Raw genomic sequence first — 26432 nt, 5'->3', positions numbered from 1 at the left:
CGTTAGTTGCTGCCGCTCACCCGGTCCATGGGGAGCCACAGCACCGTGCCCCTGGCGGCCGCGCCCTTGGTGCCGGCGCCCAACTCCCTGTCGCTGAGGGCGCGGTTCCAGACGCGGACGTCGTCGATCGCCCCCGTCAGGAACGCCCGGCTGTCCATGCGCTGGCCGATGTGCACGCCGAACGGGGAGTTACGGCTGACCGAGCCCGGCACGTCCGGGGTGCTGATGGGCGTGCCGTCGAGGAAGAGGGTCAGCTGCCCGCCGCCCCGGCGCAGGACCAGGTGGTGCCAGCGGCCGTCGTTGTGGGCGCCGTCGGTCCACACCGAGGCCGTCCGGACGGTCGTCGCGCCCGACCGGGTGGTGATGAGCGCCCGGACCCGGTCGCTCGCCGGTTCCCCGCGCAGCCAGACCTGCGGCTGGGTGGTGCCGATGCCGCCCATCCACAGGAAGGGCTGTTCGCCGGTCGTGGCCGTGTAGCGGAAGAACAGCGAGGCCGTGAAGTCCCCCTCGCCGAGCGGCAGTCGGGACCGGTAGGGCAGGCGTACGGCGTCGTCGGCGCCGTCGAAGGACAGCGCGCCGCCGCGGACACCGGCCGTCCGCCCGGCACCGCCGAGCACGGCCGCCGGCTTCGCGCCCGGTGCCGCGTCGAGGGTGGTCGGGTCGGCGCCACGGCGTGGTTTCAGCCAGTCCTCGGTGAAGCGGACGAAGCGGATCTCGTCGCGGGCGTCGACGGCGCCGCCCTCGTACAGCAGGCCCACCGTCGAGGCGTCGACCGCCGCCATGTCGGAGTAGCCGGACCAGTCCCTGGTGACGACCGTGCCCCGGTCCACGCTGTCCCAGGTGCGCCCGCCGTCGTAGGAGGAGCGGACCATCATCGTCCGGCGGCGGTCGGGATCGGCCGGGGCGGACAGCAGCATCCGGTGGCCGAGGCGCAGTGTCGCGCCCTGGACCTGCGGGGTGTAGAGGTCCGGGAGGGCGTGGAAGGGCGTGGCGAAGCTGTCGCCGCCGTCCAGGCTGAGGGTCTGGGAGCGGTGTCCCAGGTCGGTGCCGTCCTGTTCGCGTCCGCTGACGAGGAGGGCCCCGTCGGCCCGTTCGGTGAGCGTCACCTCGGAGGGCTTCTGCCGGAACATGCCGTCCTGCGCTATCGGCCAGGAGTCCGTGGCGCCGGTCCGCCATTGGTCGCCGCCGTTATCGCTGACGATGAGCGCGGCGTGGTTGGCGCTGACCCGGCTGCCGTTCCAGGTCTCGGTGTTGACGCCGAAGACCAGCCGCCCGGCGTGCTTGCCGCGGGTGAGCTGGATGCCGTGCACGGGCCCGGTGGCGTACCAGGAGTTCCAGTGGCCGGGCAGGATCTGGTCGCTCAGATCGCGCGGCTCGGACCAGGTCCGGCCGTCGTCGTCGCTGTACTGGAGGTGCGGGGTGCGGTCGCAGGGGACGGTGCAGTTGCCGGCGTCCGTACGGCCCGTGTTGTACGTCTCGGCCAGCAGGATGCGGCCGGTCCTGCGGTCCACGAGGGGCGCCGGGTTGCCGTGCGTGTCGCCCGCGCCCTCGTTGACGACCTGGAGCGGTCCCCAGGTGCGGCCGCCGTCGGTGGAGCGTTTGAGGACGATGTCGATGTCGGCCGCGTCACCGCAATTGAGGACGCGGCCCTCGGCGAAGGCGAGCAGCGTGCCGGCCGTGGTCCGCACGATCGCCGGGATCCGGAAGCACGCGTAGCCGGGGTCCTGGGAGGCCTTGAAGAGGACCTGTTGCTCGAACTCCGGTAAGACGGTGACGGGTTGGGCACGGGCCGGGCCGACGGGCGTGAGCAGTGCCGCGGCGGTGAGGACGGCTGTCAGGCTGGATCTCAGACGTGCGCGAAGTCTTGACGGCATGGTGCGACCTGCCCTTCATGCGTCTGTCGGCTGGACCACCGAGGCATGGGAACGGGAATCCGGGGGTCGGAAGTCCGAGGAGCGGACATTCGGTCAATCGGACATCCCACGTCCCATGTGTGGGGCCACAGACGGTACTTGGCTTCACAGACCCCCCACAAGGAGCGTGCGTCAGGGGATCAGGACGACCTTGCCGAGGTTGGCCCTCGCCTCGATCTCCCCGTGTGCCTTCGTCGCGTCCTGAAGGGCGAACTCCCCGTGCACGACAGGCCTGACCTCTCCGGCGGCGAACAGCCGCCACAGTTCCTCCCGCCACTGCTCGTACAACTCCGGCTTCCCGCGCGCGACACGGGCCATCTGGAACCCGATCACCGACTTGGCTCCGGCCAGCAGGTCGTACGCCTGGACGGTGCCGCCGCCCGAGCTGTACGCCACCAGCCGTCCCTCCGGGGCGAGTGCGGCGAGGGCCGGGGTGAGCAGCTCGCCGCCGACCGCGTCCAGGGCGTAGTCGACCGGGGTGCCCCAGGTGTCGTCGCCGTAGGTGACGACGTGGTCGGCGCCGAGGCCGCGCACGAAGCCGGCCTTGGCCGGGTCGGATACGGCCCCCACGACCCGCCCGGCGCCCCGCGTCCTGGCCAGCTGCACCGCCAGGTGCCCGACACCGCTCGCCGCGGCGGTGACAAGGGCCGCTTCACCCGGCTCGGGCCGTGCCGCCTCCAGGGCGCCGAGGGCGACCAGACCGCTGCGGACCAGGGCGACGGCCGTGACGGCGTCGGCGTCCGCCGGGACCGGGGAGGCCATGGCCTCGTGCAGGAGCGCGAAGTCGGCGTAGCCGTGGCCGAAACAGAGCCCCGTCACGCGGTCGCCGGTGCCGAAGCGGGTGACGCCCCCGCCGACGGCCGTCACCTCCCCGGCGATCTCGCCGCCGAGCGGGACCGGCTCCGCCGCCTCGCCGACCTTGCGGACGACCGGGAGCGTGACGCCGATCGCCTCCGCGCGCACGAGCAGCTCTCCGGGGCCCGGCTCGGGCACCGGTGCCTCCTCCAGGAACAGGGGGCCGCCTCGGGATTCGTAGCGGACGCGGCGCATCGCACCTCCGGATGTCGTTGGTGGTCCCCACGAGTTCGTCGGGGTCCCCGACGGTATAGGAGGATCATAGGGAGAACCAACGATTTCTTGGTTAGGCTGCGGCCATGTCGGAAGCCCCCCTCCCCGCGATCCGCTCCCTGCCCAGCTGGCTGCTCGGCCGTGCCGCCGCACGCGGCCGGGCCCTGGTGGCCGCGGCACTGGCCGAGCAGGACATGCGGATGTGGCACCACGTGGTGCTGTCCGCCGTCCGCGACCTCGGCCCCGTCGCGCAGGCCGACCTCGGCCGCGGGGTCGGACTGGACCCCAAGGACCTGGTCGGCATCCTGAACGACCTCCAGGCGGCGGGCCTGGTGGTGCGCGAGCCGGACCCGAAGGACCGGCGGAAGAACGCCGTGTCCCTCACCGCCCGGGGAGCCCGGCTGCTGACGCGCTGCGAGAAGGCGGCCCGCGCGGCCAACGACGAGCTGCTGGCCCCGCTGTCGGAGGCCGAACGCGAGCAGTTCACGCGCATGCTGCGGCGCATATCCGGCACGGCGGACTGACACCCCGGGGCCCGTCGGGCCGAGACGGGGCCCCTGCGGCGCAGGGGGCGCTCCCCGCCGGTCGGGGCCCCGCCGCCGTGTCGCGGAGGGAACCTGGTCAGCCCTGGGCGGCCGCGGCCCGCAGGGCGATCCGGTCCTCACCCGCGTACACGTTCATGGAGCTGCCCCGCAGGAAGCCCACCAGCGTCAGGCCCGTCTCGGCGGCCAGGTCCACCGCCAGCGAGGACGGCGCCGACACCGCCGCCAGGACCGGGATACCGGCCATCACGGCCTTCTGCGCCAGCTCGAAGGAGGCCCGGCCCGAGACGAGCAGGATCGTCCGGGACAGCGGCAGCTCCCCGTTCTGCAGGGCGCGGCCGACCAGCTTGTCGACCGCGTTGTGCCGGCCCACGTCCTCCCGGACGTCCAGCAACTCGCCGTCCTCCGAGAAGAGGGCCGCCGCGTGCAGGCCGCCGGTCCGGTCGAAGACCCGCTGGGCGGCACGCAGCCGGTCGGGCAGGCCCGCGAGCAGCTCGGGAGTGACCCGGACCGGCGGAGTGTCGGCGATGGGCCAGCGGGCCGTCGTCCGCACCGCGTCCAGCGAGGCCTTGCCGCACAGCCCGCAGGAGGACGTCGTGTAGACGTTCCGCTCCAGCGTGATGTCGGGGATCACCACCCCGGGGGCCGTCTGCACGTCGACCACGTTGTACGTGTTCGAGCCCTCGGCCGTGGCCCCGGCGCAGTAGACGATGTTCCGCAGGTCCCGCTGCCCGCCCAGCACCCCCTCGCTCACCAGGAAGCCGGCCGCCAGCGCGAAGTCGTCGCCCGGCGTGCGCATGGTGATCGCCAGGGGTTTGCCGTTCAGCCGGATCTCCAGGGGCTCCTCGGCGACGAGCGTGTCCGGACGGCTGGAGACCGCCCCGTCGCGGATGCGGAGCACCTTGCGTCGTTCCGTGACTCGTCCCATGTCCTGATCAGCCCCGGTTCTGTACGTGCTGGTAGCCGAAGCGGCCCTTGATGCAGAGGTTGCCGTGGGTCACCGGGTTGTCGTGCGGTGACGTGACCTTCACGATCTCATTGTCCTGCACGTGCAGCGTCAGGTTGCAGCCCACTCCGCAGTACGCGCACACCGTGGTCGTCTCCGTCTGCCGCGACTCGTCCCACGTACCCGCCGCACGCATGTCGAACTCGGACTTGAAGGACAGCGCGCCCGTCGGGCACACCTCGATGCAGTTCCCGCAGTACACGCACGCCGAGTCGGTCAGCGGGGCGTCGTGCTCCACGGCGATCCGGGCGTCGAAACCCCGCCCGGCGACCGAGATCGCGAAGGTGTTCTGCCACTGGTCGCCGCAGGCGTCGACGCACTTGTAGCAGAGGATGCACTTGTCGTAGTCCCGCACGTACAGGTCGTTGTCGACCCTCGGTTCCTCGTTGAGGCGGGCCGCGTCCGGGCCGAAGCGGTCGGGCTTCGCCTCGTACTCCTTGAGCCACTCGGCGACGCGGGGCGTGGTCGACAGGTCGGCCGAGGACGCGAGCAGTTCGAGGACGACCTTCCGGCTGTGCCGGGCCCGCTCGGTGCCGGTACGCACCTCCATGCCCGGCTCGGCCTTGCGGGAACAGGCCGGGACCAGGGTGCGCGCCCCCTCGACCTCGACGACGCAGACCCGGCAGGCGTTCTTCGGCCGCAGGGTGTCGCCCTCGCACAGGGTCGGGATGTCCTTCCCGGCCGCCCGGCAGGCGTCGAGGATCGTCGAGCCCTCGGGAACCCTGGCCTCCTCGCCGTCGATCGTGAACTCCAGCATGCGGCGCGGGATCCCCAGCGGTGTGACGGTCATTCGTACGCCCCCAGACGGTCGATGGCGGATTCCACGGCGTTCCAGGCGGTCTGCCCCAGACCGCAGATCGAGGCGTCCCGCATCGCGCGGCCGACCTCCCTGAGCAGGGCGATGTCCCCGGCCGCGGCGGCTCCGGTGCGCTCCACGATCCGGTGCAGCGCCTCCTCCTGCCGCACGGTCCCGACCCGGCAGGGCACGCACTGGCCGCACGACTCGTCGCGGAAGAACTCCGCGATGCGCAGCAGCAGCCGGGGGAGCGGCACGCTGTCGTCGAAGGCCATGACGACCCCCGAGCCGAGCGTCGTGCCCGCCTCCCGTGTCCCTTCGAAGGTGAGCGGGATGTCCAGCTCGTCGGCCCGCACGAAACCGCCCGCCGCCCCGCCGAGCAGCACCGCCCGCAGCCCGTCCCGCACCCCGGCGAGGGTGAGCAGGTCGCCCAGCGTCGCGCCGAACGGCAACTCGTAGACGCCCGGCCGCTCCACACTCCCCGAGACGCAGAACAGCTTCGGCCCGGTGGACCTGCCCGTGCCGATCGCCGCGTACGCCGGGGCGCCCATGGTGAGGATCGGCAGCACGTTGACCAGCGTCTCGACGTTGTTCTCGACCGTCGGCTTGCCGAACAGGCCCTTCTCCACGGGGAACGGCGGCTTCGAGCGGGGCTCGCCCCGGTAGCCCTCGATGGAGTTGAACAGGGCCGTCTCCTCACCGCAGATGTAGGCGCCCGCACCGCGCCGGATCTCGATGTCGAAGGCGTAGCCCTGGCCGAGGACGTCGTCGCCGAGCAGGCCGCGCGCACGGGCCTGCGCGATCACGTGTTCGAGGAGGTGCAGGGCGCGCGGGTACTCGCCGCGCAGATACAGGTAGCCCTGGTGGGCGCCCGTCGCGTACCCGGCGATCGTCATGGCCTCGACCAGCGCGTACGGGTCGCCCTCCATGAGCACCCGGTCCTTGAAGGTGCCCGGCTCGGACTCGTCGGCGTTGCAGACGAGGTAGTGCGGACGGTCCGGCTGGGACGCCGTGGCCTGCCACTTGCGGCCGGTCGGGAAGGCGGCGCCGCCGCGCCCGACGAGGCCCGAGTCGGTGACCTCGCGGATGACCCCGGCGGGGCCCAGCTCGAAGGCCCGGCGCAGGGCGGTGTAGCCGCCGTGGGCGCGGTAGTCGTCCAGGGACGCCGGGTCGACCACGCCGACGCGGCGCAGCAGCATCAGGCCGTCCTGCCGGGCCTGGGGCACCGCCAGCGCGGCCGGGGGCTCCTCCGGCGCCGAGTCGGGGGCGCTCGCGGCGAGGACGGCGTCCTGCACGGTCGCCGGTGCCGAGACCGCCGTACGGACCGGGTCCCCGGCCCTGATCGCAAGCGCGGCCGGGGCGCGTTCGCACAAGCCCAGGCAGGGGCTGCGCTCGACCGCGACCCCGCTGCCGGGGCCCAGCCGCTCCTCGATCCCCGCGCACAGCTCCGGCGCCCCGGCCGCCGCGCACGCCAGGTCCGTGCACACGTGGAGCACGGTCGCCGGACGCGGCTTGACGGAGAACATGGCGTAGAAGGTGGCGACCCCGTACGCCTCCGCCGGTGGCACCGTCAGCCGCCGGCACAGGTAGTCGAGGGCGCCGTCGCTGATCCAGCCGACCCGGTCGTTGATCGCGTGCAGCCCCGGCAACAGCAGGTCGCGGCGGTCCCGGGCCGCGCGCCCGCCACGAGCCCACCTGAGATCCGCGTCGGAGCGGTCGGCGCCCTCCCAGGAGGACTCCGGAGGCCCGAGCAGGGCGTCGACGGCCGCCCGTTCCTCGTCCGTCGGTTTGCTGTCACCGAAGTGCAGGTCCACAGTGCGTCACCCCACGATGGTCGCGATGGGCAGCTTCTCGATCCGGATCGCCGACGCCTTGAACTCCGCCGTCCCCGCGATCGGGCAGTTCGCCTCGATCGTCAGCGCGTTGGTGTCCACCTCGTCGGGGAAGTGCATGGTCATGAAGGCGAGCCCGGACCGCAGCGCGGGGTCCACCCACACGGGTGCGGTCACCGACCCGCGCCGCGAGGTGACCTGCACCTGCTCGCCGACCACCACCCCGTAGCGCTCGGCGTCCTCCGGGCTCAGCTCGATGTACTCGCCGCGCCGCAGCGGCGAGGCGTAACCGCCGCTCTGCACCCCGGTGTTGTACGAGTCGAGGCGCCGCCCGGTGGTGAGCCGGATCGGGTACTCCTCGTCGGTGAGGTCCACGGGCGGGTCGTGCCGCACGATCCCGAAGGGCGCGAGCGGGCCGCGCTGGGCGGGGTCGGGTTCCCACAACCGGCCGTGCAGATAGGTCGGTTCGAGTCCGTCGGTGCTGGGGCACGGCCACTGGATGCCCTGGTGCTCCTCCAGACGCGCGTACGTCATGCCGTAGTGGTCGGGGGAGACCGACCGGAGCTCGTTCCACACGGTCTCGGCGTCGGCGTACTTCCAGTCGTGGCCGAGGCGGGCCGCGAGGTCGCAGAGGATGTCGATGTCCTCGCGGGCCTCGCCGGGCGGGGTGACGGCCTTGCGGACGCGCTGCACCCGTCGCTCGCTGTTGGTGGTCGTGCCCTCGGTCTCCGCCCAGCCGGCCGTGGCGGGCAGGACGACGTCCGCGAGCTCGGCCGTCTTGGTCAGGAAGATGTCCTGCACGACGAGGAAGTCGAGAGCCTTGAGCCGCCGTACGGCCTGCTCGCTGTCGGCCTCCGACTGGGCGGGGTTCTCGCCGATGCAGTAGACGGCCTTGAGCGTGCCGTCCTCCATCGCCTCGAACATCTCCGTGAGGTTCAGGCCGTAGTGTGGCTGGATGACGGTGTCCCAGGCGGACTCGAACTTCAGCCGGGTGTCCGGGTCGAGGATGTCCTGGAAGCCGGGCAGGCGGTTGGGGATCGCGCCCATGTCGCCGCCGCCCTGCACGTTGTTCTGCCCGCGCAGGGGTTGCAGGCCGGAGCCGTAGCGGCCGACGTGCCCGGTGAGCAGGGACAGGTTGATCAGGGCGCGGACGTTGTCGGTGCCGTTGTGGTGCTCGGTGATGCCGAGGGTCCAGCACAGCTGGGCGCGCTCGGCGCGGGCGTAGGCGTGCGCCAGCTCGCGGATGGCGGCGGCCGGTACGCCCGTCACCTTCTCGGCGAGCGACAGTGTCCACGGCTCGACCAGCGCCCGGTACTCCTCGAAGCCGGTGGTCGCCCGCGCGATGAACGCCTCGTTCGCCAGGCCCGCGTGGATGATCTCGCGGCCGATGGCGTGCGCCATCGGGATGTCGGTGCCGACGTTCAGGCCGAGCCAGCTCTCCGCCCACTCGGCGGTCGAGGTGCGGCGCGGGTCGACCGCGTACATCCGGGCGCCGTTCCTGATCCCCTTCAGCACGTGCTGGAAGAAGATCGGGTGCGCGAAGCGGGCGTTGGAGCCCCACATCACGATGACGTCGGTGTGCTCGATCTCCTCGTACGACGAGGTCCCGCCGCCCGAGCCGAACGCCGCCGACAGGCCGGCCACGCTCGGGGCGTGGCAGGTGCGGTTGCAGGAGTCGACGTTGTTGGTGCCCATGACGACCCGGGCGAACTTCTGGGCGACGTAGTTCATCTCGTTCGTGGCCCGGGCGCAGGAGAACATGCCGAACGCGCCCCGGTTGCGGGTCAAGGCTCGGGCCGCCCGGTCCAGGGCCTCCTCCCAGCTCGTCCGGCGGAAGGGCTCGTCGCGCGAGTCCCTCACCAGCGGATGAGTGAGCCGTGTGTAGGTCTTCGGGGTTCGGTCGCGTTTGCTCATGCGGCGCTCCTCAGCGCGAGCAGGTCCGAGATGGCGTGCACGGTGCGCAGGGTGGGCACCTCGACGCCGGTGATGTCCGCCAACTCGACGACCGCCGCGAGGAGTACGTCGAGTTCGAGCGGTTTGCCGCGCTCCAGGTCCTGGAGCGTGGAGGTCCGGTGGTCGCCGACCCGCTCGGCGCCCGCGAGCCGGCGCTCGATGGAGACGCCGACCTCGCAGCCGAGGGCGTTCGCGACCGCGAGCGTCTCGGTCATCATGATCTCGATGACCTTGCGCGTGCCGCCGTGCAGGCACATCTGCCGCATGGTCGCGCGGGCCAGCGCGCTGATCGGGTTGAAGGAGATGTTGCCGAGCAGCTTGAGCCAGATGTCATTGCGCAGGTCCGGCTCGACCGGGCACTTCAGCCCGCCCGCCTGCATGGCCTCGCTGAACGCCACGCACCGCGCGGACACGCTGCGGTCGGGCTCGCCGATCGAGAACCGCGTGCCCTCCAAGTGCCGTATGACGCCCGGCCCTTCGAGCTCGGTCGCCGCGTAGACGACGCATCCGACGGCCCGTTCGGGCGCGAGCACCGCACTGACCGCGCCGTCCGGGTCCACGCTCTCCACGCGGTGGCCGTCGTAGGGGCCGCCGTGCCGGTGGAAGTACCACCAGGGGATGCCGTTCTGGGCGGCCACGACCGCCGTCGTGTCGCCCAGCAAGGGCGCGATCAGCGGCCCGCACGCCGCGTACGCGTTGGCCTTCAGGCCGAGGAAGACGTAGTCGGCCGGGCCGACTTCGGCCGGGTCGTCGGTCGCGTGGGGGTGCGCGGTGAAGTCGCCGCGCGGGCTGCGTACCCGGACTCCGTGCTGCCTCATGGCCGCCAGATGCGGTCCACGGGCGATGAGATGCACCTCGGCGCCCGCGCGGTGGAGCGCGGCGCCGACGTAGGCGCCGATGGCACCGGCGCCGAGAACTGCGACTTTCACGGGAACACTCCGTTCGGTTTGAGGGATACCGCGGAGGTGACTGCCGAGTGGCCGGCTCACAACCGGTGTCAGCTTGTGTCGACGGAATATTGTCTACAGTATGGACGTTGGGTCAGCAAGGGTCCGTGCGACGACCGTTCGGCGCATGCTGGATACCGCTCACCGCATACTCGATGCGCCGCCTTCTCAACTCCCCTGCGACTGCCTACGGTTCCGGGTTCATGAGTCCCCCAGTCGCGCCCCCGGGCTGGAGCCGCTGGCTTGTCCCGCCCGCCGCTCTCTCCGTCCATCTCTCCATCGGCCAGGCCTATGCCTGGAGCGTGTTCAAGCCGCCCCTGGAGTCCGCGCTCGGCCTCAGCGGCACGCAGAGCGCGCTGCCCTTCCAGCTGGGCATCGTCATGCTGGGCCTGTCCGCCGCGTTCGGCGGCACGCTCGTCGAGCGCAACGGCCCGCGCTGGGCGATGACCGTCGCCCTGGTCTGCTTCTCGTCCGGCTTCCTGCTCTCCGCGCTGGGCGCGTCCCTGGAGCAGTACTGGCTGATCGTCCTCGGCTACGGCTTCGTCGGCGGCATCGGCCTCGGCATCGGCTACATCTCGCCCGTCTCCACCCTGATCAAGTGGTTCCCGGACCGGCCCGGCATGGCCACCGGCATCGCCATCATGGGCTTCGGCGGCGGTGCGCTCATAGCCTCGCCGTGGTCCGCGCAGATGCTGGAGTCGTTCGGCGGCGACAGCTCCGGGATCGCGCTCGCCTTCCTGGTGCACGGTCTGACGTACGCCGTCTTCATGCTGCTGGGTGTGCTTCTGGTCCGGGTTCCGAGCAGTGCCCCAGGGGCGCGGGGAACTGCGCGACCGGCCCCCACCGGCCCGCAGGTGTCCGCGAACCAGGCCATCCGCACCCCGCAGTTCTGGTGCCTGTGGATCGTGCTCTGCATGAACGTCACCGCGGGCATCGGCATCCTGGAGAAGGCCGCCCCGATGATCACGGACTTCTTCGCGGACACCTCCACGCCCGTGTCGGTGACCGCCGCCGCGGGCTTCGTCGCGCTGCTGTCGGCGGCGAACATGGCCGGACGCATCGGCTGGTCCTCGACGTCCGACCTGATCGGCCGCAAGAACATCTACCGCGTCTACCTGGGCGTCGGCGCGCTGATGTACGCGCTCATCGCCCTGTTCGGCGACTCCTCGAAGCCGCTGTTCGTCCTGTGCGCGCTGGTGATCCTGTCCTTCTACGGCGGCGGCTTCGCGACCGTACCGGCGTACCTGAAGGACCTGTTCGGCACCTACCAGGTCGGCGCCATCCACGGGCGGCTGCTCACCGCCTGGTCCACGGCGGGCGTGCTCGGGCCGCTCATCGTCAACTGGATCGCCGACCGGCAGGAGGAGGCAGGCCGGCACGGCGCGTCCCTGTACGGGCTGTCGTTCGTCATCATGATCGGGCTGCTGGTCGCCGGCTTCGTCGCCAACGAACTCGTCCGGCCCGTCCACCCGCGTCATCACATCCCGGCACCGAAGGAGGCCGCGCATGTCCAGCGACAGCAGTCAGAGTCCGCCTAGCCCGGACCGGCGGTGGCTGATCGCCTTCGCCTGGGTGTGGGTGGGCCTGCCGCTCGCCTACGGGCTGTACGAGCTGGTCCGCAAGGCGACCCAGCTGTTCACCGGGTAGGTGGCTGTCCGGGCAGGTGACAGGTGCTCGGTCGTCCGAGGTCCTGACCGAAGCTGACAACGCGGGCACCTGTTTCCTGTCACCTTGCCTACCGTCGTACCGGCGAGTCACTGATCAGACTGGTGAATCCCGCTACCCAAGTTCCAACGAGGGGGACCGCCCACATGATCGGCTCGCGCATCGCCGCCGTCGGCCACTACCAGCCCGCCAAGGTGCTCACCAACGAGGACCTGGCGGGCCTGGTCGACACCAGTGACGAGTGGATCAGGAGCCGGGTGGGCATCCGCACCCGCCACATCGCCGGCCCCGACGAACCCGTCGACGAGCTGGCCGCACACGCCGCCGCCAAGGCCCTCGCGGCGGCCGGGCTGACCCCCGCCGACATCGACCTGGTGCTGGTCGCCACCTCCACCGCAGTCGACCGCTCGCCCAACACGGCCGCCCGGGTCGCCAACCGCATCGGCGTTCCGCGGGCCGCCACGATGGACCTCAACGTGGTGTGCGCCGGGTTCACCCACGCCCTGGCCACCGCCGACCACGCCGTCCGCGCGGGGGGCGCGAGCCGGGCCCTGGTCATCGGGGCCGACAAGATGTCCGACGTGACAGACTGGAGCGACCGCACGACGTGCGTGCTCGTCGGTGACGGGGCCGGGGCCGCCGTCGTGGAGGCCGCCGACGAGTCGGCCATCGGGCCGGTGCTGTGGGGTTCGGTGCCCGAGATGGGCAACGCCGTGCGGATCGAGGGCACGCCGCCGCGCTTCGCGCAGGAGGGGCAGAGCGTCTACCGCTGGGCGACGACGCAACTGCCGCCCATCGCGCGGCGGGCGTGCGAGCGGGCCGGGCTGGAGCCGGCGGACCTCGCGGCGGTCGTACTGCATCAGGCCAATCTGCGCATCATCGAACCCCTCGCGGAGAAGATCGGCGCCGTGAACGCGGTCGTCGCGCGCGACGTCACGGAGTCCGGCAACACGTCGGCCGCGAGCATCCCGCTCGCCCTGTCCAAGCTGGTCGAACAGGGGGCGATCGCCACCGGCGACCCGGTCCTGCTGTTCGGCTTCGGCGGGAACCTGTCGTACGCCGGGCAGGTCGTCCGCTGCCCCTGAGCCCGTGTCCGAGCCCGCGTCGCGGTGTGACGCGGTCAACTGTCCGTAGCCCTGGCTCTTGTGCGCCGTAGACTGTAGACGAAAGACAATCAATACTGACGCCACGGCTACACCGGCTTCCGCCGCGCTGTGCACGGCCCTGCCGAGGAGGGGGACCGCGATGCTGTCGACAGGCCTGCCCCAGGGGGCGGTACCCAAGCTGGAACGCCCGGGCCCGCTGCGCGACCGGGTCTACGAGGCGCTGCTCGAACTCATCACCACCCGTGCCCTCCAGCCCGGCCAGCACCTCGTGGAGAGCGAACTCGCCGGGCATCTCGGGGTCTCCCGGCAGCCGGTGCGCGAGGCGTTGCAGCGGCTCAACACCGAGGGGTGGGTCGATCTGCGGCCCGCCCAGGGCGCGTTCGTGCACGAGCCGACGGAGGAGGAGGCCGACCAGCTCCTCACGGTCCGTACGCTCCTGGAGGCCGAGGCGGCCCGGCTCGCCGCGGCGGGCGCGGACAGCGCCGGCATCGCGGCGCTGGAGGTGCTGTGCACGGAGGGTGAGAAGGCCGTCGAGGCGGACGACGTGGACGGGGCCGTCGCCATGAACGCCCGCTTCCACGCGAAGATCATGGAGCTCGCCGGAAACGCCGTCCTCGCCGAACTGGCCGCCCAGGTCGACCGCCGCGTCCGCTGGTACTACACGCCGGTCGCCCGCCAGCGGGGCCACCAGTCCTGGATCGAACACCGCGCACTCATCGCCGCGATCACCGACCGCGACGAACAGCGGGCCAGGCACCTGATGCGCGAACACACCGAGCACACGAGGCGCTCGTACCACGCGCGCGAGCGTTCGTAGGTCTCAGCCGACAGCCAGTCCCGTCTGGGCTCGCATCCCTCGCTTTGTCCTGTGAGTGGAAAAAGTAGAGGGCAATTCCTGCGCGACTTCTTCCCACCTCCGGCAGCCGCTGCTACGTTCCCTCCGAAAGCAAGCCACTGAGGTGGCGGAAAACCGGCGCGCACAGGCCGATCGAGGCGGGGAGGGGCTCGTGAGACGTATGACCGCACGACCCGGGAACGCCCACCAGGCCCGACTGCTCAAGCTGCTGCGCGACGGCGGCCCCAACTCCCGTGCCCAGCTGGGCGACCAGGTCGACCTCTCGCGGTCCAAGCTCGCCGTGGAGGTGGACCGGCTGCTGGAGACGGGGCTGGTCGTGGCCGACGGACTCGCCGCCTCGCGCGGCGGGCGCCGCTCCCACAACATCCGGCTCAACCCCGGGCTGCGCTTCCTCGGCGTCGACATCGGCGCGACCTCGGTCGACGTCGCCGTCACCAACGCCGAACTGGAGACGCTCGGGCACATCAACCACCCCATGGACGTGCGCGAGGGCCCGGTCGCGGTCTTCGAGCAAGTCCTGGCCATGGCCGCCAAGTTGAAGGCCTCGGGACTCGCCGAGGGGTTCGACGGCGCCGGCATCGGCGTCCCGGGCCCGGTCCGCTTCCCCGAGGGCATCCCGGTGGCCCCGCCGATCATGCCGGGCTGGGACGGTTTCCCCGTGCGGGAGGCGCTCAGCCAGGAACTCGGCTGTCCGGTCATGGTCGACAACGACGTGAACCTCATGGCGATGGGGGAGCAGCACGCGGGCGTCGCCCGCACCGTCGCCGACTTCCTCTGCGTCAAGATCGGCACGGGCATCGGCTGCGGCATCGTCGTCGGCGGCGAGGTCTACCGCGGTACGACGGGCAGCGCCGGCGACATCGGGCACATCCAGGCCGTGCCCGACGGCCGTCCCTGCGCCTGCGGCAACCGGGGCTGCCTGGAGGCCCACTTCAGCGGGGCGGCCCTCGCCCGTGACGCCACGGAGGCCGCCCAGCAGGGGCTCTCCGCCGACCTGGCCTCGCGGCTGGAGACCAACGGCGGGCTCACCGCCGTCGACGTCGCCGCCGCGGCCGCCGCCGGCGACGCCACCGCACTCGACCTGATCCGTGAGGGCGGCAACCGCACCGGCCAGGTCATCGCCGGCCTGGTCAGCTTCTTCAACCCGGGCCTGGTGGTGATCGGCGGCGGGGTGACCGGCCTCGGCCACACCCTGCTCGCCGCGATCCGCACCCAGGTCTACCGCCAGTCGCTGCCGCTGGCGACCGGCAACCTGCCCATCGTCCTGGGCGAGTTGGGACCGGCCGCCGGAGTCACCGGCGCGGCCCGGCTCATCAGCGATCACTTGTTCTCACCCGCGTAAGCACTCAGTTCAGTACGGCTTCTCACCCGCGTAAGCACTCAGTTCAGTACGGCGTACCAGCACCGCGCTCTGCTTTGCCCTGCCCTGCAACCGGCCCGCACGCCCGCCAAGGGGACCTCATGGCACCAGAACCACCGCTGCTCAGCATGTCCGGCATCACCAAGTCGTTCCCCGGAGTCCGGGCCCTCGACGGCGTCGATCTCGACGTCCAGGCCGGCGAGGTGCACTGCCTGCTCGGCCAGAACGGCGCCGGGAAGTCGACCCTCATCAAGGTCCTGGCCGGCGCCCACCAGCCCGACACCGGCGAGATCCGCTGGCGCGGCGAGCAGGTCACACTCCGCTCTCCGATCGCCGCCATGCGGCTCGGCATCGCGACCATCTACCAGGAACTCGACCTGGTGGAGCACCTGTCGGTCGCCGAGAACGTCCATCTGGGCCACGAGCCGACCACCGCCGGCTTCGTCGTCCGGGGGAAGTCCGCGAAGGAGTCGACGGCCGCTCTGCTCAAGCGACTCGGACACGCGGAGATCGATCCGTCCCGGCTCGTCGGGGAGTTGTCCGCGGCGCAGCAGCAGATCGTGTCCATGGCCCGGGCGCTCTCCCACGACGTGCGGCTCATCGTGATGGACGAGCCGTCCGCCGCGCTCGACCCGGACGAGGTCGACAACCTCTTCCGCATCGTCGGCGCCCTCACCGCCGCCGGTGTCGCCGTCGTCTACATCTCGCACCGCCTGGAGGAGATCCGGCGCATCGGCGACCGGGTGACCGTGCTCAAGGACGGGCGGGCCGTGGCGAACGGACTGCCGGCGAAGACGACCCCCACCCGCGAGGTCGTCGCCCTGATGACGGGCCGCAACGTCGAGTACGTCTTCCCCGACCGGCCCGCCTCCCCGCCGCCCGGCGAACCCGTACTGAAGGTCCAAGGCCTTTCGCGGCAAGGTGAGTTCGAGCCCCTCGATCTGGAGGTACGGCCGGGCGAGATCGTGGGACTCGCCGGACTCGTCGGCTCGGGCCGCTCCGAGATCCTCGAGACGGTCTACGGCGCCAGGAAACCGACGACCGGTCAGGTGCTGGTCGACGGCAAGCCGTTGAAGCCGGGCAGCGTCCGGGCCGCCGTCCGGGCCGGACTCGGGCTGGCCCCCGAGGAACGCAAGGCGCAGGCCCTGCTGATGCTGGAGTCCGTCACCCGCAACGTGTCGGTCTCCTCCATGTCCCGCTTCTCGCGCGGCGGCTGGATCGACCGGGGCGCCGAACTCGGCGCCGCCCGGGCCGCGACCCGCGAACTGTCGCTCAGGCCCGACAACCCGTCCGTGCCGGTGCGCACCCTGTCCGGCGGCAACCAGCAGAAAGCCGTCCTGGCCCGCTGGCTGCTGCGCGGCTGCAAGGTGCTGCTGCTCGACGAACCCACCCGCGGCGTCGACGTCGGCGCCCGCGCCGAACTGTACGCGGTCGTCCGCCGGCTGGCCGACGAAGGCCTCGCCGTGCTGCTGGTCTCCAGCGAGGTGCCCGAGGTGCTCGGCCTCGCCGACCGCGTCCTGGTGCTGCGCGAGGGCCGTGTCGTCCACACGGCACCCGCGCGCGAACTCGACGAACACCGCGTACTCGACCTGGTCATGGAAGGAAGTCCGGCGTCATGACGCAGCCCGTCTCCCCGCCGCGGGACAGCCGCACCGACAAGGTGCCCCAGGGCCAGCCCCCCGCCTGGCGCGGCCTGATGGCCCGCGCCGACGTCCGCACCCTCTCCCTGCTCGGCGTGCTCGCCGTGCTGATCCTCATCGGCGGCATCACCAAGCCCGACGAGTTCCTCGACACCCGCAACCTGCAACTCGTCCTCACCCAGGCGTCCGTGATCGGTGTCGTCACCGTCGGCATGACCTTCGTCATCGTCTCCGGCGGCATCGACCTGTCGGTCGGCGCCATCGTCGCCCTCGCCTCCGTATGGGCGACCACGGTGGCCACCCAGGAGTACGGCTTCGCCGGCATCCTCTTCACGGCGGTCGTCGTCGGAGTCGGCTGCGGCCTGGTCAACGGGGTGCTCATCGCCTACGGCGCCATGGTGCCGTTCATCGCCACCCTCGCCATGCTGGCCTCCGCCCGCGGCCTCGCCCTGCAGATCACCGACGGTAAGACGCAGATCGTGACCGTGCCGTCCGTCCTCGACCTGGGCGAACGCGACGCCTACGTCCTCGGCGTCCCGCCCCTGGTGCTGGTCTTCGCGGTGGTGACGGTCATCGGCTGGCTGGTGCTCAACCGCACCACCTTCGGCCGCCGCACCGTCGCCGTCGGCGGCAACCCGGAGGCCGCCCGGCTCGCCGGCATCGACGTCCGCCGCCAGCGGCTGTACCTCTACCTGCTGTCCGGGCTGTGCTGCGGCATCGCCGCCTTCCTGCTGATCGTCCTGTCCGGCTCCGGACAGAACACCAACGGCAACCTCTACGAACTCGACGCCATCGCCGCCGCGATCATCGGCGGCACCCTCCTCACCGGCGGCCGGGGCACCATCACCGGCTCCGTGCTCGGCGTCCTGATCTTCACCACGATCACCAACATCTTCGCCCTGAACAACCTGCAGAGCGACGTCCAGCAGATCGCCAAGGGCGCGATCATCGTCGCCGCCGTGCTGGTCCAGCGCCGTACCGCGAGCACGACCTGAGGAAAGGGTTCACCGCCATGACCGAGATCACGAGCCGCAGAGGACTGCTCTTCGGAGCCGCCGTCGTCTCCGCCGGTGCCCTCCTCACGGGGTGCACGAGCAACGAGCCCTCCGACTCCAAGGACGAGCCGGCCGGGAACAACCAGCCCGCCGCCGACGACAAGCCCGGCAAGCAGGTCACCATCGGCTTCGCCGGACCGCAGGCCGACCACGGCTGGCTCAACGCCATCAACGACAACGCCAAGAAGCGGGCCGAGAAGTACTCCGACGTCACCCTGGAGATCACCGAGGGCTCCAACGACACCGCCCAGCAGATCGGCCAGATCGAGACCCTCATCAACAAGAAGGTCGACGTCCTGGTCGTGCTCCCCGCCGACGGAAAGGCCCTCACCCAGGTCGGGCTGAAGGCGATGCGCGCGGGCATCCCCGTCGTCAACCTCGACCGCATCTTCAACACCCCGCAGGCCTACCGCTGCTGGATCGGCGGCGACAACTACGGCATGGGCCTCAACGCCGGGCACTACATCGGCGAGAAGCTCAAGGGCAAGTCGGGCGCCCGCGTCATCGAGCTGGCCGGCCTGGACAACCTGGAGCTGACCAAGCAGCGCACCCAGGGCTTCGACGACGCCCTGAAGAACTACCCCAACATCAAGAAGGTCGCCCGCCAGGCCGCCGAGTTCACCGTCGAGTCCGGGCAGGCCAAGATGGCCCAACTGCTCCAGGCGCAGTCCAGGTTCGACGCCCTGTGGAACCACGACGACGACCAGGGCGTGGGCGCGCTGCGCGCCATCGAGCAGGCCGGGCGCGACGACTTCCTGATGGTCGGCGGCGCCGGAGCCCTGTCCGCCTTCCAGGCCATCAAGCAGGACAACGGCGTGCTGAAGGCGACCGTCCTCTACCCGCCGACCATGGCCGCCTCCGCGATCGACCTCGCCCGCGCCCTCGGCCAGGGCAAGGGCATCGGCGGCATGGCCGAGTTCGAGATTCCGGCGTCCATCACGCTCTACTCGGCCGTCGTCGACAAGACCAACGTCGACCAGTACATGCCCACCGGCTTCCGGTGACCGGTTCCGCCCGCACCCCCCACGTGCGCCACCCCGACCAGGACGAGGAGGACACCCGTATGGGACAGCCGCAAGCGCAGTCAGATGGGACCGAGGCAGGCAAGCCACCCCTGCGCGTGGGGATGGTCGGCTACGCCTTCATGGGCGCCGCCCACTCCCAGGGCTGGCGCACCGCGGGCCGTGTCTTCGACCTGCCGCTGAACCCCGTGCAGACCGCGATCTGCGGCCGGGACGCCACCGCCGTGCGGGCGGCGGCCGACCGCCACGGCTGGGCGTCCACCGAGACCGACTGGCGCGCCCTCGTCGAACGCGACGACATCGACCTCGTCGACATCTGCACCCCCGGCGACAGCCACGCCGCGATCGCACTGGCCGCCCTCGCGGCAGGCAAGCACGTCCTGTGCGAGAAGCCGCTGGCCAACACCGTCGAGGAAGCCACCACGATGGTGCGGGCCGCCGAAGAGGCCCACCGGCGCGGGCAGGTGGCGATGGTCGGCTTCAACTACCGCCGGGTCCCGGCCACAGTTCTGGCCCGCCGCATGGTCGCCGAGGGCCGCCTCGGCGCACTGCGGCACGTGCGCGTGACGTACCTCCAGGACTGGCTGGTCGACCCGCAGTTCCCGCTGACCTGGCGGCTGCGCAAGGAACAGGCCGGCTCCGGCTCGCTCGGCGACCTCGGCGCGCACATCATCGACCTCGCGCAGTACCTGGTGGGGGAGCGGCTGGCGGGCGTCTCCGCGCTGACGGAGACCTTCGTACGGCAGCGGCCCCTGCCCACCGGCGCCACCAGCGGCCTGTCCGCCGTCTCGGCCGCCGGCACGGGGGAGGTCACCGTGGACGACGCCGCCCTGTTCACGGCCCGCTTCCCCTCCGGCGCCCTCGCCTCCTTCGAGGCCACCCGCTACGCCACCGGCCGCAAGAACGCCCTGCGCATCGAACTCAACGGGGAGCGCGGCTCGCTCGCCTTCGACCTGGAGCGGCTCAACGAACTGTCCTTCCACGACGGCACCGCACCCGGCGCGGAGGCCGGTTTCCGCCGCATCCTCGTCACCGAACCCGACCACCCCTACCTGGACGCCTGGTGGCCGCCGGGGCACGGCCTCGGCTACGAGCACACCTTCGTCCACCAGGCCCGCGACCTCGTCCACGCCATCGCCGAGGGCCGCCGCCCCGAACCCTCCTTCGCCGACGGGCTCCAGGTGCAGCGCGTGCTCGCGGCCGTGGAGGAGAGCGCCGAGAAGAACTCCGTCTACACGCCGATCGCGGTCTGAGGAGGCTGACGCGCATGCCGCGCACATTCACGCTGTTCACCGGCCAGTGGGCCGACCTGCCGCTGGAGGAGGTCTGCCGGCTCGCCCGCGACTTCGGCTACGACGGGCTCGAACTCGCCTGCTGGGGCGACCACTTCGAAGTCGACAAGGCCCTCGCCGATCCCTCCTATCTGGACGGCCGCCGGGCCCTGCTCGACAAGTACGGCCTCAAGTGCTGGGCCATCTCCAACCACCTGGTCGGACAGGCCGTCTGCGACGCCATCATCGACGAACGCCACCAGGCGATCCTGCCCGGAGAGGTCTGGGGCGACGGCGACCCGGAAGGAGTCCGGCAGCGGGCCGCGGACCGCATGAGGGACACCGCGCGCGCCGCGGCCGCCTTCGGCGTCGACACCGTCATCGGCTTCACCGGCTCCGCCATCTGGCACCTGGTCGCCATGTTCCCGCCCGCCCCCGACGCGATGATCGAGCGGGGCTACCAGGACTTCGCCGACCGCTGGAACCCGATCCTGGACGTCTTCGACGCGGAGGGCGTGCGGTTCGCGCACGAGGTCCACCCCAGCGAGATCGCCTACGACTACTGGACCACGCAGCGGGCCCTGGAGGCCGTCGGCAACCGCCCCGCGTTCGGCCTGAACTTCGACCCTTCGCACTTCGTGTGGCAGGACCTCGACCCGGTCGGCTTCCTCTGGGACTTCCGCGACCGCATCTACCACGTCGACTGCAAGGAGGCCCGCAAGCGCCTCGACGGACGCAACGGCCGGCTCGGCTCCCACCTGCCCTGGGGCGACCCCCGGCGCGGCTGGGACTTCGTCTCCGCCGGGCACGGCGACGTCCCTTGGGAGGACGTCTTCCGGATGCTGCGCTCGATCGGCTACCAGGGCCCGGTCTCGGTCGAGTGGGAGGACGCCGGCATGGACCGGCTGCAGGGCGCTCCCGAGGCGCTGACCCGCCTCAAGGCGTTCGACTTCGAGCCGCCCAGCGCGTCCTTCGACGCCGCGTTCAACAGCTGAACCACGCACTCCCCGCAGGCCGGGGACGGGGACCGGTTCCACCGCCGGTCCCCCCTCCGACCTGCCCGGATCCCGCTTTGTCCTGCGCGGGGAGAAAGCCCGACCGAACCCGATCCAAGGGGTGTTCGCCCCGGACGGACGCGGTTACCTTCCTTGAAGCGTTCAGGACACACGCACCTCCGGGGTGACGGCGCACCCCGGCGCCCGCACCGCACGTCTTCGCACCCGTTCCGTACGGCCCACCCCGTTCCCGGAGGGACTTCGTGCACAGAACCAGACCCAGAAGCACCCGCACCCCCAGGCGGCCCAGGCTGCGCACCACCGTCGCCCTGTTCACCGGCCTGCTCCTCGCCGTGGGCACCCCGGCCACCGTCGCCGGAGCCCAACCCGGCCAAGCGGAGCAGGACGAACCGGCGGCCGCCGAGGGCCAGTTCCAGCAGGTGCCGCTCGCCAAGGGCGAACCCGAGACGGGCGAGCCGATGTCGCTCGCCGTGCTCCCGGACCGCAGCGTCCTGCACACCTCGCGCGACGGCACGCTGCGCCTCACCGACCAGGGCGGTGTCACCAAGGTCGCCGGCAAGATCCCCGTCTACAGCCACGACGAGGAAGGCCTCCAGGGCGTCGGCATCGACCCGGACTTCAAGAACAACCGGGCGATCTACCTCTACTACGCCCCGCCGCTCGACACCCCCGCGGGCGACGCCCCGGAGACCGGCACCGCCGCGGACTTCAAGAAGTTCGACGGCGTCAACCGCCTCTCCCGCTTCGTCCTCAAGGCCAACGGCACGCTGGACATGGCCAGCGAGAAGAAGGTCCTCGACGTCGCGGCCTCCCGCGGCACCTGCTGCCACGTCGGCGGCGACATCGACTTCGACGCGGACGGCAACCTCTACCTGTCGACCGGCGACGACACCAACCCCTTCGCCTCCGACGGCTACACGCCGATCGACGACCGCGAGGGCCGCAACCCCGCCTTCGACGCCCGCCGCAGCGCCGCCAACACCAACGACCTGCGCGGCAAGATCCTGCGCATCAAGGTCGCCGAGGACGGCTCGTACACCATCCCGGAGGGCAACCTCTTCGCCCCCGGCACGGAGAAGACCCGTCCCGAGATCTACGCGATGGGCTTCCGCAACCCGTTCCGGATGAGCGTCGACGACAAGACCGGCATCGTGTACGTCGGCGACTACGGCCCCGACGCGGGCGCCGCCGACCCCAAGCGGGGCCCGGCGGGACAGGTCGAGTTCGCCAAGGTGACCAAGGCGGCCAACTTCGGCTGGCCCTTCTGCACCGGCGACAACGACGCCTACGTCGACTACGACTTCGCCACCAAGGAGTCCGGCGAGAAGTTCGACTGCGACGCCCCGAAGAACACCTCCCCGTACAACACGGGCCTGGTCGACCTGCCGCCCGCGCAGGCCGCCTGGATCCCCTACGACGACGGCTCCCTGCCCGAGTTCGGCACCGGCTCCGAGTCCCCGATGGCCGGCCCGGTCTACCGCTACGACCCCGAGCTCGACTCCAGCGTGAAGTTCCCCGAGGCGTACGACGGCGACTTCTTCGCGGGTGAGTTCGGCCGCCGCTGGATCAAGCGGATCGAGCAGAACGCCGACGGGTCCGTCGCGAAGATCAACGACTTCCCGTGGACCGGCACCCAGATCATGGACATGGAGTTCGGCCCCGACGGCGCGCTCTACGTCCTGGACTACGGCGTCTCCTGGTTCCAGGGCGACGAGAACTCCGCTCTCTACCGGATCGAGAACGCCGAGGACGGCTTCTCACCGATCGCCGAGGTGAGCGCCGACAAGACGTCCGGCGCGGCCGGCCTGAAGGTGAGGTTCACCGGCTCCGCCAAGGATGCCGACTCCCAGAACCTCACCTACAGCTGGGACTTCGGCGACGGCACCAAGGGCGAGGGCCTCAACACCACTCACAAGTACAAGAAGATCGGCACCTACAGCGCCACCTTCACCGCGAAGGACCCCGAGGGCAACACCGGCAACGCCAGTGTCCGGATCGTGGTCGGCAACACCGAGCCCAAGGTGCGGATCGACGTCCCCGGCAACGGCACCCTGGCCGAATTCGGCAAGCCCGTCCCGTTCAAGGTGAGCGTCACCGATCCCGAGGAGACCGTCGACTGCTCCAAGGTCAAGGTCGTCTACAGCCTCGGCCACGACTCCCACGCCCACGAGCTGACCAGCGAGATGGGCTGCGAGGGCACCCTGAAGCCGCCCCCCGGTGACGGCGGCCACGACCCCAACGCCGACATCTACGGCGTCGTCGGCGCCGGCTACACCGACGGCGGGGCGAACGGTCAGGAGGCCCTGACCGGCACCGCCCGCACCGTGCTCCAGCCGCTGCACCGCCAGGGAGAACACTTCACCACCCAGTCGGGCGTGTCGGTCATCGAGAAGACCGGCGCCAACGGCGGCAAGACCGTCGGCGACATCGACGACGGCGACTGGATCTCCTTCAGCCCGTACCGGTTCGACGGGCAGAAGAAGATGACCGTGCGGGCCTCCTCCGGCGGCGCGGGCGGCTTCATCGAGCTGCGCACCGGCTCGCCCGACGGTCCGCTGCACGGCTCGGCGTACATCCCGCCGACCGGCGGCTGGGACACCTTCCAGAACGTCGACGTGCCGCTGCGGTCGCTCCCCAAGAAGACCACCGACATCTACCTGGTCTTCAAGGGCGGCGAGGGCGCGCTGTACGACGTGGACGACTTCGAGTTCTCCAAGGAGCCGTTCAAGGGCGGCAAGAAGGTCCTGGTCTTCTCCAAGACCGCCGGCTTCCGCCACGACTCCATCCCGGCCGGCATCACCGCGCTGAAGGAGCTCGGCGGCCCGGCCGGCATCACGGTCGACGCCACCGAGGAGGCGAAGCAGTTCACCACGGCCAACCTCGCCAAGTACGACGCGGTGGCCTTCCTGTCCACCACCGGTGACGTGCTCGACGCCGAGCAGCAGCAGGCGTTCGAGAACTACGTGAAGAACGGCGGTGGCTACATGGGCATCCACGCCGCCGCCGACACCGAGTACGACTGGGAGTTCTACGGCGGCCTCGTCGGCGCCTACTTCGACTCGCACCCGGCCATCCAGAAGGCCACCGTCCGCGTCGAGGACCACGACCACCCGTCGACCGCGCACCTGGACGACGCCTGGGAGCGCACCGACGAGTGGTACAACTACCGCACCAACCCGCGGGCGCAGGCCAAGGTCCTCGCCACCCTGGACGAGACCACCTACCAGGGCGGCACCATGAAGGGCGACCACCCGATCGCCTGGTGCCAGAGCTACGGCGGCGGCCGGTCCTTCTACACCGGCGGCGGCCACACCAAGGAGTCCTACGCCGACGAGGCCTTCCGCGCCCATCTGCTCGGCGGCCTGAAGTACGCCACCGGCCAGGTGAAGGCGGACTGCAAGCCCAGCAAGGACTACCGGAAGATCTTCAACGGCCAGACCCTGGACGGCTGGAAGCAGGCCGGCCCCGGCACGTTCAACGTCAAGGACGGCACCCTGGAGACCGAGGGCGGCATGGGCCTGCTCTGGTACCAGGCCAAGGAGCTGAAGTCGTACTCCCTCAAGCTCGACTGGAAGATGCGGGGCGACGACAACTCCGGGATCTTCGTGGGCTTCCCGGCCTCCGACGACCCCTGGTCCGCGGTGAACAAGGGCTACGAGATCCAGATCGACGCCACGGACGCGGCCGACCGCACCACGGGCTCCGTCTACTCGTTCAAGTCGGCGAACATCAAGGCCCGTGACCAGGTTCTGCGGCCGCCCGGCCAGTGGAACTCCTACGAGATCAAGGTCCAGGGTGAACGCCTCCAGGTGTTCCTCAACGGAGTCAAGATCAACGACTTCACCAACAAGGACCCCCAGCGGAGCCTGACCGACGGCTACATCGGCCTCCAGAACCATGGCGCCGACGACCAGGTCTCCTTCCGCAACATCCGGTTGAAGGAACTGCCCGTCACGGGTGGCTGAGAGCGGCGGCGGGCGGGGGACGCCGGACCCCCGCCCGCCGTCTCCCGTCCCTACCCCGGGTTCACGCACGATCAGGAGGCTGCACATGTCCGCGTCCCTCTCCCGACCGCGTGTGGGGGTGTGGCTGATCGGAGCCCGCGGCTCCGTCGCCACCACCGTCGTCACGGGGTGCGCCGCCGTCGCCGCGGGACTGCACCCGCCCACCGGCATGGTGACCGAGACACCGGCGTTCACCGACAGCCGTCTGCCCGCGCTGTCCGGCCTCGTCTTCGGGGGCCACGACACCGTCGACTGCCCCCTGCCCAAACGCGCCGAGACCCTGACCGCCGGCGGCGTCCTCCCGCCGGGCATCGCCACCGCGGTCGCCGCCGAACTCGCCACCGCCGACCGGGAGATCAGGCCCGGTGGCCCCACTCCCGGGGACACCAGGAGCGAGGCCGACCTGATCACGGCCTTCGCCGACGACATCCGCGACTTCGTCGACCGCCATGACCTGGAGCGGGCCGTGGTGGTGAACGTCGCCTCCACCGAACCCGCCTCCCAGGGGCCCGACGCGCCGCTGCCGGCCAGCACCCTGTACGCGCTGGCGGCCCTGCGCGCGGGCTGCCCCTACGTCAACTTCACCCCCTCCGAGGGCATGCACCACCCCGTCGCCGCCCGCGAGGCCGAACGCAGCGGCCTGCCGTACGCCGGCCGCGACGGCAAGACCGGCCAGACCCTCCTGCGCTCGGTGCTCGGCCCCATGTTCGCCCAGCGGGCCCTGACCGTCCGCGCCTGGTCCGGCACCAACCTGCTCGGCGGCGGCGACGGCGCCGCCCTGGCCGACCCTGCCGCCGCGGCCGCCAAGAACGCCGGCAAGGAACGCGTCCTCACCGACACCCTCGGCACCACTCCCCAGGGCGAGACCCACATCGACGACGTCCCCGCCCTCGGCGACTGGAAGACCGCCTGGGACCACATCGCCTTCGACGGCTTCCTCGGCACGCGCATGATCCTCCAGACCACCTGGCAGGGCTGTGACTCGGCCCTGGCCGCACCCCTCGTCCTCGACCTCGCCCGCCTGACCGCCCGGGCCCACGAGTCGGGCCTGACCGGCCCGATCGACGCCCTCGCCTTCTACTTCAAGGACCCGGTGGGGAAGGAGGCGCCCTCGGGCCTCGCCGAGCAGTACGAGGCGCTGATCCGGTTCGCGGGGAGGCTCCGGGAGGGAGAGGCGGGGGAGGGAGCAGCCGAACGGGAGGACGCCGCAGACGGGGCCGCCCATCCGGCGCGGGAGGCGCGCGGGACGGGGGACCGGCCGTGACGGGACGTCGCGAGCAGCCTCCCGCAAACCGGGACGGTGCGGGGGACGGCGCCACGGAAGAGAACCCCTGTCGCACGGCGTCCTGCCGAGCTGCCGACCGTGCACACCGACGACGC

20 protein-coding genes are annotated in these 26432 nt (G+C 71.3%); 13 read left to right on the top strand and 7 right to left on the bottom strand.

Annotation, left to right across the window (positions count from 1 at the left end; all coding sequences use genetic code 11):
• Positions 1-2 precede the first annotated feature (2 nt).
• Positions 3-1874, bottom strand: coding sequence for an exo-alpha-sialidase (locus ACIBL4_RS03745; RefSeq protein WP_399406146.1), 1872 nt, complete (start codon positions 1872-1874; stop codon positions 3-5).
• A gap of 171 nt (positions 1875-2045) precedes the next feature.
• The gene (locus ACIBL4_RS03740; protein WP_399406144.1) at positions 2046-2963 is read right to left on the bottom strand and encodes a zinc-binding alcohol dehydrogenase family protein; all 918 of its coding nucleotides are present in this window, start codon (positions 2961-2963) and stop codon (positions 2046-2048) included.
• A gap of 104 nt (positions 2964-3067) precedes the next feature.
• Here ACIBL4_RS03740 and ACIBL4_RS03735 point away from each other — a divergent pair, with 104 nt between their 5' ends.
• Entirely contained in the window at positions 3068-3505 is a 438-nt protein-coding gene (locus ACIBL4_RS03735) for a MarR family winged helix-turn-helix transcriptional regulator (RefSeq protein ID WP_399406142.1), read from the top strand.
• 97 nt (positions 3506-3602) lie between these two features.
• On the opposite strand, the gene fdhD is transcribed toward ACIBL4_RS03735, so the two are convergent.
• From fdhD to ACIBL4_RS03710, 5 genes are read right to left on the bottom strand one after another with little or no spacing between them, the layout of a single operon-like run.
• Positions 3603-4451 carry a formate dehydrogenase accessory sulfurtransferase FdhD gene (fdhD, locus tag ACIBL4_RS03730; protein ID WP_399406140.1) on the bottom strand — a complete coding sequence of 283 codons (849 nt, stop codon included), beginning with the start codon at positions 4449-4451 and terminating at the stop codon, positions 3603-3605.
• Between the two features lie 7 nt (positions 4452-4458).
• Positions 4459-5319 (bottom strand): 2Fe-2S iron-sulfur cluster-binding protein, encoded by an 861-nt coding sequence (locus ACIBL4_RS03725; protein WP_399406138.1) that lies wholly within the window; start codon positions 5317-5319, stop codon positions 4459-4461.
• Entirely contained in the window at positions 5316-7139 is a 1824-nt protein-coding gene (locus ACIBL4_RS03720) for an NAD(P)H-dependent oxidoreductase subunit E (RefSeq protein ID WP_399406136.1), read from the bottom strand. The genes ACIBL4_RS03725 and ACIBL4_RS03720 overlap by 4 nt, the downstream gene beginning before the upstream one ends.
• 6 nt (positions 7140-7145) lie before the next feature.
• Complete coding sequence (locus tag ACIBL4_RS03715; RefSeq protein WP_399406134.1) at positions 7146-9071, bottom strand: molybdopterin oxidoreductase family protein; 1926 nt, start codon at positions 9069-9071, stop codon at positions 7146-7148.
• Positions 9068-10039: a 2-dehydropantoate 2-reductase gene (locus tag ACIBL4_RS03710; protein ID WP_399406132.1), complete on the bottom strand. Its 972-nt coding sequence runs from the start codon at positions 10037-10039 to the stop codon at positions 9068-9070. Before ACIBL4_RS03710 ends, ACIBL4_RS03715 begins: the two co-directional genes overlap by 4 nt.
• Before the next feature lie 221 nt (positions 10040-10260).
• Between ACIBL4_RS03710 and ACIBL4_RS03705 the strand changes: the two genes are divergently transcribed.
• The 12 genes from ACIBL4_RS03705 to ACIBL4_RS03650 all read left to right on the top strand — a co-directional run bounded on the left by ACIBL4_RS03705 (position 10261) and on the right by ACIBL4_RS03650 (position 26316).
• Positions 10261-11595, top strand: coding sequence for an OFA family MFS transporter (locus ACIBL4_RS03705; RefSeq protein ID WP_399406130.1), 1335 nt, complete (start codon positions 10261-10263; stop codon positions 11593-11595).
• Positions 11564-11704: a hypothetical protein gene (locus ACIBL4_RS03700; RefSeq protein ID WP_020276538.1), complete on the top strand. Its 141-nt coding sequence runs from the start codon at positions 11564-11566 to the stop codon at positions 11702-11704. The genes ACIBL4_RS03705 and ACIBL4_RS03700 overlap by 32 nt, the downstream gene beginning before the upstream one ends.
• Positions 11705-11868: 164 nt before the next feature.
• Positions 11869-12807 carry a beta-ketoacyl-ACP synthase III gene (locus tag ACIBL4_RS03695; RefSeq protein ID WP_399406127.1) on the top strand — a complete coding sequence of 313 codons (939 nt, stop codon included), beginning with the start codon at positions 11869-11871 and terminating at the stop codon, positions 12805-12807.
• 160 nt (positions 12808-12967) lie between these two features.
• A complete protein-coding gene (locus ACIBL4_RS03690; protein ID WP_399406125.1) occupies positions 12968-13645 on the top strand; it encodes a GntR family transcriptional regulator in 678 nt (225 codons plus the stop codon).
• 199 nt (positions 13646-13844) lie between these two features.
• Positions 13845-15026 carry an ROK family protein gene (locus ACIBL4_RS03685; protein ID WP_399406123.1) on the top strand — a complete coding sequence of 394 codons (1182 nt, stop codon included), beginning with the start codon at positions 13845-13847 and terminating at the stop codon, positions 15024-15026.
• A 119-nt stretch (positions 15027-15145) separates the two neighbouring features.
• On the top strand, positions 15146-16663 hold the full coding sequence (locus ACIBL4_RS03680) for a sugar ABC transporter ATP-binding protein (protein WP_399406121.1): 1518 nt from the start codon (positions 15146-15148) through the stop codon (positions 16661-16663).
• Positions 16660-17679 carry an ABC transporter permease gene (locus ACIBL4_RS03675; protein WP_399406119.1) on the top strand — a complete coding sequence of 340 codons (1020 nt, stop codon included), beginning with the start codon at positions 16660-16662 and terminating at the stop codon, positions 17677-17679. Before ACIBL4_RS03680 ends, ACIBL4_RS03675 begins: the two co-directional genes overlap by 4 nt.
• Positions 17680-17696: 17 nt before the next feature.
• Positions 17697-18743, top strand: coding sequence for a substrate-binding domain-containing protein (locus tag ACIBL4_RS03670; RefSeq protein ID WP_399406117.1), 1047 nt, complete (start codon positions 17697-17699; stop codon positions 18741-18743).
• A gap of 59 nt (positions 18744-18802) precedes the next feature.
• A complete protein-coding gene (locus ACIBL4_RS03665; protein WP_399406115.1) occupies positions 18803-20014 on the top strand; it encodes a Gfo/Idh/MocA family protein in 1212 nt (403 codons plus the stop codon).
• Between the two features lie 14 nt (positions 20015-20028).
• A complete protein-coding gene (locus ACIBL4_RS03660; RefSeq protein WP_399406113.1) occupies positions 20029-21027 on the top strand; it encodes a sugar phosphate isomerase/epimerase family protein in 999 nt (332 codons plus the stop codon).
• Between the two features lie 263 nt (positions 21028-21290).
• Positions 21291-25013 (top strand): ThuA domain-containing protein, encoded by a 3723-nt coding sequence (locus tag ACIBL4_RS03655; protein ID WP_399406111.1) that lies wholly within the window; start codon positions 21291-21293, stop codon positions 25011-25013.
• An 85-nt stretch (positions 25014-25098) separates the two neighbouring features.
• Positions 25099-26316 (top strand): inositol-3-phosphate synthase, encoded by a 1218-nt coding sequence (locus ACIBL4_RS03650; protein WP_399406109.1) that lies wholly within the window; start codon positions 25099-25101, stop codon positions 26314-26316.
• The last annotated feature ends 116 nt before the right edge of the window (positions 26317-26432 follow it).

Origin of the sequence: Streptomyces sp. NPDC050416 (genome assembly GCF_044458845.1) — a bacterium.
Lineage (GTDB): Bacteria > Actinomycetota > Actinomycetes > Streptomycetales > Streptomycetaceae > Streptomyces.
This window is presented reverse-complemented; position numbering and strand designations above follow the sequence as displayed.